The organism is Acinetobacter wuhouensis, assembly GCF_001696605.3.
Taxonomy (GTDB): domain Bacteria; phylum Pseudomonadota; class Gammaproteobacteria; order Pseudomonadales; family Moraxellaceae; genus Acinetobacter; species Acinetobacter wuhouensis.
In genome coordinates, this window is sequence record NZ_CP031716.1 from 3298006 (window position 1) to 3310300 (window position 12295).

Below are 12295 nucleotides of genomic sequence, written 5' to 3' on the forward strand. Positions count from 1 at the left end.
CTACATGAATTTTAAAATCATGGTTTTTTAAATGTATTTACAAAAAGTGTTTTATCTTCTGAGCTTTCAAATGCACGTTTTGGCACAATCACCACAGTGCGATCTTTAAGTTCGATCATATAGGTCAATTTGCCTTCAGCGAATTTCGCCACATCAGTATAGTGATGAATTTTCTTTGGACGACCACTACTGAACAATTCCAGATATTCTTGAAACAGTTCAATACCTTGCTCGCTTTTACCAAATTGATATTTCACAAATTGGCGTTTAAACATCATCGGTAAAAACCAATAACGCATCAACATTTGTAACAGCAGAAAAAAAGCACCTAGACCAATATAATACTGACCCACACTGCTGTTATTGATCACAAGATAAATCCCCCAAATGATAATCCCCACACTCACTAAAGGCGTTAGCATTTGAGTAATTTGCTTTTTACCAAAAGTTGCTAGTTTAAAACCATCTTGTGATTCTTCTAAATTTAAATAATAACGTGCAGATAATGCAGGCTTACTGTCTGACATAGTGCTTCAATACAAAAAATTCGATGCCCAAATAGTACACCAGATTGTGCGTTGACATGATGATTTTCATCCCAAATTACACAACACCTCTATTTTTTAAAGCTAAATCATTTAAATATGTTGCTTGTAGAAAACCCTCAAATAAAAACAATTGAAAGTATACAAAAGGAATTGCAATGAATCATTTTTCTGCGCCTATCTGCCTGATTTTTTTAGCAAGTATTAGTCCACTGAGTTTGGCAAAACTAGTCACTTGGTCAGATAATATTCCCAGTGCCTTAAAACCATTTGATAATAATGCCCATGAAATTGCATCCATAGCACAAGATCAGATTTTGATTTATTCACATCCTGCTATAAAAACCTCGCTCCCTACATTGGTTAAAAATCCTCAGCCCACAGCTAAATTTTCTACCGCAGCAATCGTCATTCCTGTGAATACCCAAGAAGTTGCTAAAACATTAAGTAATTATAATCAATATGTTGGATTATTTCCGACGCTTAAATCTGCTAAGGTTTTAGAACAAGCAGGCAATGTCAGTCAGCTCAAATATAAAATTTCGATTCCTACCCCAATTCCAGTATTAAATTTCAATGAAGATGTGGTGATGCAACATCAAATTGGGCAAAACAGTATTTCAACCATGGTCATCAGTGGTCCTATTCCCTATGGTTTAGGTAAATTTGAATGGTTTAGTTTAGGTGAAAACAAGACCTTAATTACCCTAACCCAATGGGGTGACTTAAATCAGCCACAAGGCTTTTTATTTAAGAAAATTTTAAATGCGTTCCCTGAAGTCAAACTTTCAATTCCTAGCGGTTCAGGCGCATTTGTGATGGAGGCTTTAAAGAATAAATACACAGCTAAAAAAGTCACTGCACTGAATGCAGGACAATTACCAAGCCCTCAACTGAATACAGCACAAATCAATAAAATTGCACAAGTCAGTGCGAGTTCACAACAACCTGTAAGTTTGGTACTGAATCCAACAACTGTACCTTATACGCACGGTCGAGAAGCACTAAGATTCACCACGACATATCAATATTACAATGCCACACCGCAACAACTGCAAAAGTGGACTCAACCTTTGTCTTATAAGGAAATATTGCCCAATCAAATTAAAAATATTAAAGTTGAACCGATCACTGCTCAGGGGCAAGATACTGAGTTTAAAATTAGTGTCGGCTTAGGTGTAATCAGTATTCCGTTTGATTTTAAAATGCACTTTACCTATCCAAAACCAACTGAAAATAATTTTTATGCCAATGGTGGGGACTTGCGTTATTTAAAAGGACAGATTCAGTTTGTTGCACATGGCAATGGTGATGCTTTATTAAAAATGACCACAGCAATGAAAATTGATGACAAAGCACCTTTCCTGCTTAGAGCCGCACGTAGTTTGCCATATCATGAAATGCTGCCTGCGGTTGGAGCCAATGCATTATTTGCGCAGAAAATTAAACCGTAGAGTTAAGAATAGACAAGGATTATATGTTAAAGGGATACCGCCAATATTTAGTCAGTACATGCACATTTTTATTGGTTGCATGTGAGGAAATGCCTGAATATCAAGTTCCTATTACGCTTGAACCCGAATATACCTATGTCCCACCACAAAAAATCGAGGCATTAGATGAACATGGTTATCTCATGTTTAACACCACAGCCTTGAGTGAAAAACCATTACATAAAATTTATGATGAATATCGCTTTCATTATGCGCATTTTCGTTGCCCTGTGAATGACCAATTTGAAGTCACGGGCTCTATTGCTGCAAATGAATTTGAAGATAATCCGATCGTTTATGAGAATCATCATTTTAAATATGATGTTTTATTTAGCATTTGTCCTGAAAATGATGCATCGAAACTGAATTGTGTCTATGAGTTTAAGCAATTAAAAACCCTGCCTAAAGAACTTTCCTGTCGTGTCATTTTTGGACGAATGTTTGGGCGTAGTGTTGTACTAGCAGACAATATTGAAATGGATATTTCTCAGCTTGAACATGCGAAAGAATATCAGCCACCTGCACTTGAAAATTCAGATCAGCTAGAAAAAGTTGAATGATACTGATTGAATAATCTTATAATTTTTAAACACAAAAAAACCGCAATGAAGCGGTTTCTTGTCAATTTTACATCTTTCGATGATCAAGTTGGTGCGCTCAGAGAGATTCGAACTCCCGACCCCTTAGTTCGTAGCCAAGTGCTCTATCCAGCTGAGCTATGAGCGCGACGTCTTGATGGGACGCATTATACGCCTTTTCACTTTATTGAAAAGTCTTTTATCTCTCTTTTTAGACTGTATGTTTAGGAAATAAGCACCCAATCCAAATATCGTAGATAAATCCATCAAAACATCATTAAACCCATTCAAATTTATTCTACTAGTAAATCTTTCGGATCAATCGTATCGCCATAAACTGGTTTTAATGTTTTTTCATAGGCTTGTTGGATAACGCCTTCTTTAGATAATTTTTCTAAATCTTGATTGAGCCAATCCAACAATGCTTTATCGCCCTTTTTCACCGCAGGGGCGATCAAGTCATGCTGACCTAGACTGGTAATGCCTACAGTATAGTTGGGATTCTCTTTTGCCCAAGCAAGAACCAAAAGATTGTCATGTGCTAAAGCCACGCCACGACCATCTTTCAGTGCATCAAAGGTTTCGGTATTTTGCTCGTATTTTTGCAACTTAATTTCAGGATGTGATTTTGTGAAGAATGAATCTGCTGTTGTACCTTTATTCACCAACAAGGTTTGATCTTTCAATTGTGCAATATCCGTGATCGGCTTGGCTTTTGGAGAAACCACTCCCAAAGATACTTTTAAATAAGGTTTGGCAAAATCAACAACTTCTTTACGCTCAGGCGTTACCGTGAAATTGGCAAAAATAATATCAACTTTATTGGCTTTTAAATATTCCACACGGTTTGCCGCTTCAGTGAGTACGAACTCAACTTTGTTTTCATCACCCAATAGATCTTTAGCAACATGCTTGGCAATTTCAACATCAAAACCTTGGTTTTTACCTTGTGCATCCAAATAACCAAACGGTGGTTTATCACTAAATACCCCGATGCGTACCACACCATTTTTCTTAATTTGCTCAATGCTCGATACGTTTGTTTCAGTCTCAGCTTTTTTCTCCGCTGTCGGTGCATTTTTATTACATGCCACCAAACCCAAACTCAAAACTGTTGCAGCCAATACATGACTAAGATTTTTTAAAGATAAATTCATTATTTTCTTCCTATTATTCACACAAAATTTACAATATCGGTTTCGCGATAAAACTAATAATTCAACATATTTAAAAAGGCTTTGGCACGTTCAGTTTGTGGATGCTCAAAAAATTGCTCAGGCGTAGCTTGTTCAATAATTTTGCCCTTATCCATAAAAATAATCCGATCTGCGACCTTTCGAGCAAATGACATTTCATGCGTAACGATCAGCATGGTCATTCCCTCATGGGCAAGTTTTAAAACCACGTCTAAAACTTCGCGTACCATTTCAGGGTCTAAAGCCGCGGTAATTTCATCTAAAAGAATGACCTGCGGTTGCATCACTAATGAACGCACGATGGCGATTCGTTGCTTCTGTCCACCTGATAGTTGTCGTGGATAATCTTGCTTTCGCTCATACAATCCGACCCGCTTTAACAACTCATCTGCGACTTTTTCCGCTTCAGCACGACTTCTTTTTTGAACTTTAAGCGGACCAAGAAGAATGTTATCAATCACATTCATATGCCCAAAAAGTTCATAGTTTTGAAACACCATGCCGATTTTTTGACGAACATTAACCCAAGGTAAATCTGTACCTAGAACACCAGAGCCTTGTAAATGAATCGTCCCACTTTGAATTTTCTCCAAGCCATTAATACAACGCAATAAGGTGCTTTTCCCACAACCTGATGGACCGAGAATCACCACCACTTCACCTTGTTTTACGTCCAAATCAATGCCTTGTAAAATATGACTTTCTGCAAATGATTTCTGTAAATCTTGTATAGATAACAAAGTCATGGTGACTCCCAAACTTTTTCTAAATGTGTCGCCAAACGTGATAAGGGATAGCAAATCAGAAAATATAAAATAAAGATCAAACCATAAATCCACAGCGAAGCATTCGGGACGATTAACAATGAATTTTCAATGATTTGCTGTCCGACTTTAATCACTTCCACCACCCCGATCAGTACTGCCAATGAACTGGTTTTTACCATCCGTGTGAATAGATTAATTGCCCCTGGTGTAACCCGTTTCAGGCTTTGCGGAAAAACCACATAGAATAATGTTTGATTCTGGCTTAATCCCAATGCATACGCGGAATCTCGCTGATGCTGATCTATAGAGGTAATCGCAGCTCGAACCAAATCCCCCATTTCCGCAGTGCCCCAAAGTACAAAAACCACGATACATACCACCACTGCTGAAAACTGCCAATTGAACCAAGTGGCAAAACCAAAGTAGAAGACAAACAGCAAAACGAGAATAGGAATAATTCGGATGATTTCTAAATACAGACGACACAAACTTTGAATGAATAGATTTTTTGAGGTCATAACTACCCCGAAAACCGTGCCAAAAATCGCTGAAAAAAATACGGAAATAAAAGCAATTTTTGCAGTGATCCATAAACCTTGTAGCAAGCGATAGAGATGATCTGGCTGAAATAAGTAATTAAACTCCATGGCTCACCTTCCGACTACGATATTCCAAATAACTGGTGAGAATGGACACAGGTAATAAAATAATTAGGTAAGACATAATCAGTAGAAATAATGCTTCCGTGGTTTTGTAATCCATACCAATCAAGTCTTTGGTGACAAAGAGCAATTCCACTACAGCGATAGCACTGACCACAGAACTTTCTTTAATGAGGAATAAACAATTCGCACCAATCGCAGGAATCGAAACAGCTAAAGCTTGGGGAAAAATAACGTATTGAAAAACTTGTACTGGACTTAACCCGATGCTTTCCCCTGAATCTATTTGCCCTTTTGCAACTGCTTGCAAACCTGCTCGAAAAGCTTCTGCCATATAGCTTCCACCAAGGAAAGTCAGCCCAATCACTCCACAAGTAAAACCATCAATTTTAATGCCAAGTTTTGGTAGACCGTAGTAGAGGAAAAAGAGCTGAATAAGTAGCGGTGTATTACGTGATATTTCGATATAAATTTTGGCTATTTTGTCGAATATCTTGATTTTATAAGTGATTAAGACACTACAAATTAAACCAACCACTATGGCAAGTATGATGCTAATCATTGAAATTTTGAGTGTCGTCAGAGTTGCTGAAACAAACTGTGGCATCACACTGTAGATATATTGCCAGTTCAAAGAATTCGTCCAAATGTTTTTGTTATGCTTTGTTCTAAAGCAAAAAAAGTGAGTTGGGACGATCTTACAGTGCTTATTTTTCCTCAATAAATATTGTTATCAGATAAGCTTTTCTATAAAAATGAATGAATATTGTTTAATTTAAAAATATAATTCGACAGTTAGATTGCATCGTTAGTCTGTTGCAACCAACTCCAACTGCTCCATACATTCAGCACAGAAAATAATAGCTTCATTGTCAAAACTTTGAATCTGAAGCTCATAAACAAAGCCTGTCATTGTTCGATTACAGCCATCACATTGATGTAGATTGAAATGACAAACAAAATCAACATGCTGGTAAATATAATATCCGTCTGTATATTTTTTCATGTTCTTTCAATACTTCTATTCTTCTCTTTATTTTAAAGCTTTTCATCTTCATTTAGCGCTTAGAAATATCACAACGCGACAAAAATAGTCGCTCTATTCCTTTAGAATGAAAGATCGTTTACTTTAGTAGAATATAAAAACTTAGAAAGTAAAAATAATGGGAAACTATTCAACACTTTGGGTTGCGAAAGACAAAGGAATATACAATGAAGAAACCGATGAATATCTAGAAGTAAAATATGCCATTCCACTGTTTTGGATTGCTTTATTTACCGTTGAAGACATTACCACACTTAAAGATGAAGACGATTCAACCTACTACACATTCAGCGCATCGGTTTTAAAGGCTTGCGATACATTCAAATCAAGATTAAACATTTGGTCTACGCTTTATAACAATGATAAAGCTGAAGTTTTGGCTAAACTTTTCTTAGCGTATTTCGAACGTATTCCAACCTTTAACGTTGAATTAAATGTCACTGATATTATGGGAATGTCGATTGACCCCTTTAGTGAAGATGCTAAAGAATGCATGATTGATATGGTTCATTTTATTGATGAGAAACAAAAAAATCCGAATTATATCTCACCATCAAAAATGTGGCTTCCTACAAATTTTAAGTTAGAAATCCCTAAAGATCGCTATTTAGATATAGATGGTTTTGGTGAGGAGTTATTGCCTTATCCTGAACTTGATGAGCTACTTAATCAAAATTTAATACAAAATGAAAGCAAATACCCAAATCAGTCAATCTCAAAAAATAAGTCCAATAGATTAAAAATATCATTTTTTCTAATCAGCATAGTCATAATATTATTTACACTCATAATGTGTTCAATCCTATAAAATCACGGCTTTGAGTGCTCTTTTAAATGAATCAAAATATAAATAAACTACAACATTTACTTTTTAAAAATTATGCTTAAAAATTCAGAGTCTTTAAATCACGAAAAAACATTTTCCGAAGATGCAAGTAATTTTTTTTACTGTCTTTTTTTAACAATTTTCACTACGATCATATTTACAATTTTTCATAGTAATGCCCTCTTTCAAACTGATCTTGCAAGAAATTATTCATGGGAAATAAAAACCATACCGAACATAAATGTAAATTCTTATTCAGTCAGTCGCCCACGTAATCATTATAAAATCACCTTACCTATAAATCATTTAGAAAAAGAAACCTTTACTTGCCATGGAAAACTATTCATTTTTTGCAAAAATGAATATGCTCAACATACAACAGTATTAAAAAGTGTTGAGTATTATCACACTCAACTTAAACACGCAAAGAATCAAGTTTATAGATTAAAAACTATTGAATATATTGATAGAAATAATCAATTATCAAAAATTAATACACTTATTTCGCACCCAAATGCACAGTCAGAAATAAGTAAAAATTCAAAAAAACTTTGGGCAATATTAATTGGTGGCACTCTTCTTTCCTTATTTTTTATTTATTGGATTTCAACACTTAAATTTACACCCATCCAATTTAGGGTATTTATTTCTTTAACGATTGTTATTTATTACTTTTTCAAACTCTATAAAACAGCCATGATTTATTTTTAATTTAACCAAACCCCAGACACAAAAAAACCGCAATTAAGCGGTTAATTTCATCAAGTTGGTGCGCTCAGAGAGATTCGAACTCCCGACCCCTTAGTTCGTAGCCAAGTGCTCTATCCAGCTGAGCTATGAGCGCGTACCTGATTGCCTATAAAGGCTTCGTCACTTTTCGAATACTTATTTAAATTGGTGCGCTCAGAGAGATTCGAACTCCCGACCCCTTAGTTCGTAGCCAAGTGCTCTATCCAGCTGAGCTATGAGCGCATCATAAGTATTCGTTGGCGGTGAGAGAGGGATTCGAACCCTCGATACAGTTACCCGTATGCATCCTTAGCAGGGATGTGGTTTCAGCCACTCACCCATCTCACCGTAACGAGCCGCCATAATACAAACTAAAAGCCGATTCGGCAAGGGATGACATTAAAAAAAATAGAGAAATTTACTCAATTAAATACTTTTTAAGCAATTTTCATCATTTTGTATTTTTTTTATGCTGCAAAATAAGTATTTAGCTAAAAAAATTCAAAGATTAATCGTAAATCAAAATTTAAAACACAATATTGCAATCAATTACGTGCAGTATTTGCCTGTATGACTTATGCTAATCCTATCTTCTGAATAGAAACCAAATACATGATGAAAAATTGGGTCGATCCTGAAGCGAAAGCTGAAGCCGAACGTTACGACAATCCTATTCCAAGTCGTACCCTTATCCTTGAAACGATAGAACAAAAACAAGAACCACTATCACATGCTGATTTAGTGGAAGCATTTGAAATTGCCGATCAAAAAAGTATAGATGCGTTGAGCCATCGTTTAAGCGCAATGGTGCGTGATGGTCAACTGATGAAGGATGGTTTTAAATACCAACTCATGGCAGACCAACCAACTTTAGATGCGACTGTTTATGTCAACTCAAAAGGCTTAGGTGTTGCCAGTATTGATGGTAAAAAAGAAGAATTTTTACTGCCTGAACGTGAACTGCGCCAAGTCTTCCACGGCGACCGTGTTAAAGTCCAACAAACTTCGGTTGACCGTAAAGGTAAAGCTTGGGGCTATATCACTGAAGTGACACAGCGCCGTGTAAAACAACTGATTGGTAAAGTCGCTGAATTTGAAGATGAATATTTTATTCAACCTTCAAATCCCAATGCACATCAGCCGATTACCTTAGAAAAAGAACTGATTGAGCATGCCAAAGCTAAAGTTGGCGATTCAATTCGTGTCGAAATTGATGATTATCCAACCCGTGATGAATTTGCCACAGGTCATATCATCCAATCCATGGCGGATAAAGCGGATACAGAAATCATTATTCCACAAACCATTTTAGAATATGGTTTACCGTACGAATTTCCAGAAGAAGTTGTAAAAGAAGCTGAAAGTTTCAAAGAACCTTCGGCAAAAGACCGTGCAGGTCGTATTGATTTGCGTGATTTGCCATTAGTCACCATTGATGGTGAAGATGCACGTGACTTCGATGATGCAGTTTATGCTGAAAAACGTCCAGGTGGCGGTTATCGTGTTGTCGTGGCAATTGCCGATGTCAGCCATTATGTCCGCATTGGTAAACCTTTGGATGACGAAGCGCAAGAACGTGGTACATCCGTGTATTTCCCACATTTTGTCTTGCCAATGTTGCCTGAAGCACTGTCGAATGGTTTGTGTTCTTTAAATCCGCATGTTGACCGTTTGTGTATGGTCTGTGATTTGAATTTAAGCCGTGCAGGTCGTGTGACCAAATTTGAATTCTACCCTTCAGTCATGCATTCAAAAGCACGTTTGACTTATACCCAAGTCGCTCAATACTTAGATGGTGACAGCAAAACGGTTCCTGAGGATCGTGATGTACGTAAGTCGTTAAATACACTTTATCAATTGTATGAAACACTCAAAGGTTTACGTGCTGAACGCCATGCAATGGAATTCGAAACTGTTGAAACCTATATGACATTTGATGAGTTAGGTGGAATTAAAGAAATCCTACCGCGTTCACGTAATGTTGCACATAAACTGATTGAAGAATGTATGTTGCTTGCCAACGTGGCAGCCGCTGAATATTGCTTAAAAAATGAAGTGCCAATGTTGTACCGTGTACATGAAGCACCTGAGTTTTCACGCATTCAAAAAGTTAAAGATTTTGTGAAATTGCTTGGTTTGCCATTCCCTGATCAGCCGACACAAGCCGATTATCAAAAAGTCATTGAAGCAACCAAAGATCGTATTGATGCACCAAGTATTCATGCCGTCTTATTACGCTCAATGATGCAAGCCTATTATGGTCCGAAAAATGTTGGTCACTATGGTTTGGCTTATGAAGCGTATACGCACTTCACTTCGCCAATTCGTCGTTATCCTGACTTATTGTTGCATCGTGCGATCAAAGCCAGTTTAACGACTAAGAAATATCCGCTCTCAGGTTCAGCCTTGGATGAAGCAGGTGAACATTTCTCAGCAACCGAACGTCGTGCCGATGAAGCCTCTCGCTCAGTGACTTCTTGGTTGAAATGTCATTATATGCAGCAGCATATTGGTGAAGAATTTGTCGGTGTGATTAGTGCGACTGCTGAATTTGGTTTATTCGTGACGCTGAAAGACCTGTATGTCGATGGTATGGTGCATGTGAGTCAACTCGGCGATGATTATTTTGTCTTTGATCAAGTCAGTCAAAGTCTTGTCGGTCAAAATCGCGGACAAGTCTTTGGTTTAGGCGATGAAGTAAAAATCAAAGTTGCTGGTGTGAATATTGAAGAACGCAAGATCGACTTTGAGCTGTTACAACAACTTTCTCATGCAGGTCGTGTGATTCGTAGTCGTGCGCCACGCGTTGCGAAACCAACAGCAAAAGAAGAAGTTTTTTCTGATCGTCCTACACGTGTTAAATCGGATGCTGACAATAACAATGTCAGTGACGATGGAGAACGTCCCTTTCGAAAGAAAAAATCAAAAGGAAAGCCTAGTTCTTACGGTAAAAAGTCTAGTAAAAACAGTGCAACGAAGCCTGAAACAAAGGCTAAAGATAAAGTGAAGAAAAAGGCTAAACCGAAAAAGAAAAAGTCTAATGCAAAAGCAAAGGATGAGTAGCTTTTTAAGTACATAGTTTAGTTTTTAAATAAGAGCGCTTCGGCGCTCTTTTTGTTTATAATTATCTAAATTTTAAAATAAAATTTGCCATGTCAAAAAGTTCAATTTCTAAATATTATTACCATTATTATGTGATTTTCATTCTGTTTCTTTCACTCATTAGTGCAACTTACGGGGTTTCATCTGTTAATTTTCATGCAACAAAAGCGGTTAATATCTTTGCTCTTTGTGCTTCAATTACTCTTTACTGTGCCATCATTCTATATTTTTTCTTTTTATATCGTAAGCAACAATGGATCATTCCGCGTTCATGGAAGAATTTTCAGAAACGACCTTTGCTTTATTGTCTGATCATATTTCCCATCTGTTTTATACCTGTATTCTGGCTTAATTTTTCTCAGTTTTTTCCTATGTTTTATACGAAAGTATCAGGAATCAAATCTGTTGAAATTTTAGCAGCACATACAAAAGAACATAGCTTTAAAGGAAATACAACTTATTGCTTATCTAACAAATACTCCTGCTTACCTATTTTCAAAATCAATAAAGATGAATTTGAGCGATATAAAAATAAAAAAGTCGTTTTGCAAATCACCTGTCAAAAAAGTTCACTTGGCACAATTGTTTACTCGATTGATCATATTCGTATATCTGAGAAGAATCATTAATCGGCTCTCAAATTGCATGAAGTTCATGCTACAGTTTGAATATAAAACAAAAAGATGATGCATCAATGAAAAATTTAATTTTGTTCACTCTGCTTATTTCCACAAATCTTTATGCAGAATCTATATTTACTACTCACCCTATTCCTAAAAAATTCAACTCATTTACAGGTAATATTCCCTACATTCAGGCTAAAGACTTTAAAAAGATCAACCAACAAATTCAACAACAACTTTTACAGGATGAGGGAGTACCGATTGACTTTGAAAGTGACAAAATTTATCAAGACCATGATTATTTAAGTATTCGGGTGAATCAAGAAATTTCAGGTGGTCATACGTATTATCGAAGCCGATATTTTGTGATTAATCTTAAAAATAAAAAGCTCATGACACAAGATCAAGTTATTAAAAAATATCAGCTTTCAGCAATAAATATTTCACGACAAATTGGTGAAGAACTCGAACCATGTATCATACCCAAAATACCAATCACCGAAGAATGTAATAGTGCTGATCTGCAATATTTATATCGAGATTATGCAGAAGATCCGCATACAATTGATTTAAAAAATGCAGATGGTTTTTATCTTAAAAAGAACATTCTAGGAATTAGTTTTGATGCAGGTGTCTATTCAGTGCCATTTGAATTCGATCTAAAAACCAAGAAAATCCAATAGCACTGTTTAAATTTATTGCCAAAGCTTGATTTCCCTGTCCAGAAGC

Annotated in this window: 13 protein-coding genes and 4 tRNA genes; 7 read left to right on the forward strand and 10 right to left on the reverse strand. The window is 36.3% G+C overall.

The features are described from left to right. Positions 1 to 17 precede the first annotated feature (17 nt). Positions 18 to 527, reverse strand: a complete 510-nt coding sequence (locus BEN71_RS16360; RefSeq protein WP_068973609.1) for a YcxB family protein — start codon at positions 525 to 527, stop codon at positions 18 to 20. A gap of 176 nt (positions 528 to 703) precedes the next feature. On the opposite strand from BEN71_RS16360, the gene BEN71_RS16365 reads away from it, so the two are divergent. Beyond that, positions 704 to 1999, forward strand: a complete 1296-nt coding sequence (locus BEN71_RS16365; protein ID WP_068973608.1) for a hypothetical protein — start codon at positions 704 to 706, stop codon at positions 1997 to 1999. A gap of 23 nt (positions 2000 to 2022) precedes the next feature. After that, the gene (locus BEN71_RS16370) at positions 2023 to 2598 is read left to right on the forward strand and encodes a hypothetical protein (protein ID WP_117276790.1); all 576 of its coding nucleotides are present in this window, start codon (positions 2023 to 2025) and stop codon (positions 2596 to 2598) included. Between the two features lie 89 nt (positions 2599 to 2687). On the opposite strand, the gene BEN71_RS16375 is transcribed toward BEN71_RS16370, so the two are convergent. The 6 genes from BEN71_RS16375 to BEN71_RS16400 form a co-directional block, all read right to left on the reverse strand. Further along, positions 2688 to 2764, reverse strand: a tRNA-Arg gene (locus BEN71_RS16375). Positions 2765 to 2909: 145 nt separating this feature from the next. Then, the gene (locus BEN71_RS16380) at positions 2910 to 3773 is read right to left on the reverse strand and encodes a cysteine ABC transporter substrate-binding protein (RefSeq protein ID WP_068973606.1); all 864 of its coding nucleotides are present in this window, start codon (positions 3771 to 3773) and stop codon (positions 2910 to 2912) included. Between the two features lie 53 nt (positions 3774 to 3826). After that, on the reverse strand, positions 3827 to 4558 hold the full coding sequence (locus BEN71_RS16385; RefSeq protein WP_068973605.1) for an amino acid ABC transporter ATP-binding protein: 732 nt from the start codon (positions 4556 to 4558) through the stop codon (positions 3827 to 3829). Then, a complete protein-coding gene (locus tag BEN71_RS16390; RefSeq protein ID WP_068973604.1) occupies positions 4555 to 5226 on the reverse strand; it encodes an amino acid ABC transporter permease in 672 nt (223 codons plus the stop codon). Before BEN71_RS16390 ends, BEN71_RS16385 begins: the two co-directional genes overlap by 4 nt. Continuing rightward, positions 5216 to 5875: an amino acid ABC transporter permease gene (locus tag BEN71_RS16395; protein WP_068973603.1), complete on the reverse strand. Its 660-nt coding sequence runs from the start codon at positions 5873 to 5875 to the stop codon at positions 5216 to 5218. Before BEN71_RS16395 ends, BEN71_RS16390 begins: the two co-directional genes overlap by 11 nt. Positions 5876 to 6049: 174 nt before the next feature. Next, positions 6050 to 6247, reverse strand: coding sequence for a hypothetical protein (locus tag BEN71_RS16400; RefSeq protein ID WP_068973602.1), 198 nt, complete (start codon positions 6245 to 6247; stop codon positions 6050 to 6052). Positions 6248 to 6404: 157 nt separating this feature from the next. On the opposite strand from BEN71_RS16400, the gene BEN71_RS16405 reads away from it, so the two are divergent. Beyond that, on the forward strand, positions 6405 to 7094 hold the full coding sequence (locus tag BEN71_RS16405; protein WP_068973601.1) for a hypothetical protein: 690 nt from the start codon (positions 6405 to 6407) through the stop codon (positions 7092 to 7094). Positions 7095 to 7166: 72 nt separating this feature from the next. Further along, positions 7167 to 7823: a hypothetical protein gene (locus BEN71_RS16410; RefSeq protein ID WP_068973600.1), complete on the forward strand. Its 657-nt coding sequence runs from the start codon at positions 7167 to 7169 to the stop codon at positions 7821 to 7823. A gap of 56 nt (positions 7824 to 7879) precedes the next feature. Here the strand turns inward: BEN71_RS16410 and BEN71_RS16415 are convergent. The 3 genes from BEN71_RS16415 to BEN71_RS16425 form a co-directional block, all read right to left on the reverse strand. Beyond that, positions 7880 to 7956, reverse strand: a tRNA-Arg gene (locus BEN71_RS16415). Between the two features lie 51 nt (positions 7957 to 8007). Next, positions 8008 to 8084: transfer RNA gene (locus BEN71_RS16420), tRNA-Arg, on the reverse strand. A 15-nt stretch (positions 8085 to 8099) separates the two neighbouring features. After that, positions 8100 to 8189 (reverse strand) — tRNA-Ser (locus BEN71_RS16425). Positions 8190 to 8453: 264 nt separating this feature from the next. Between BEN71_RS16425 and rnr the strand changes: the two genes are divergently transcribed. The 3 genes from rnr (at position 8454) to BEN71_RS16440 (ending at position 12249) form a co-directional block, all read left to right on the forward strand. Further along, positions 8454 to 10904 carry a ribonuclease R gene (gene rnr / locus BEN71_RS16430; protein ID WP_068973599.1) on the forward strand — a complete coding sequence of 817 codons (2451 nt, stop codon included), beginning with the start codon at positions 8454 to 8456 and terminating at the stop codon, positions 10902 to 10904. 89 nt (positions 10905 to 10993) lie between these two features. After that, a complete protein-coding gene (locus BEN71_RS19125; RefSeq protein WP_068973598.1) occupies positions 10994 to 11572 on the forward strand; it encodes a hypothetical protein in 579 nt (192 codons plus the stop codon). A 65-nt stretch (positions 11573 to 11637) separates the two neighbouring features. Next, the gene (locus tag BEN71_RS16440) at positions 11638 to 12249 is read left to right on the forward strand and encodes a hypothetical protein (protein WP_068973597.1); all 612 of its coding nucleotides are present in this window, start codon (positions 11638 to 11640) and stop codon (positions 12247 to 12249) included. The last annotated feature ends 46 nt before the right edge of the window (positions 12250 to 12295 follow it).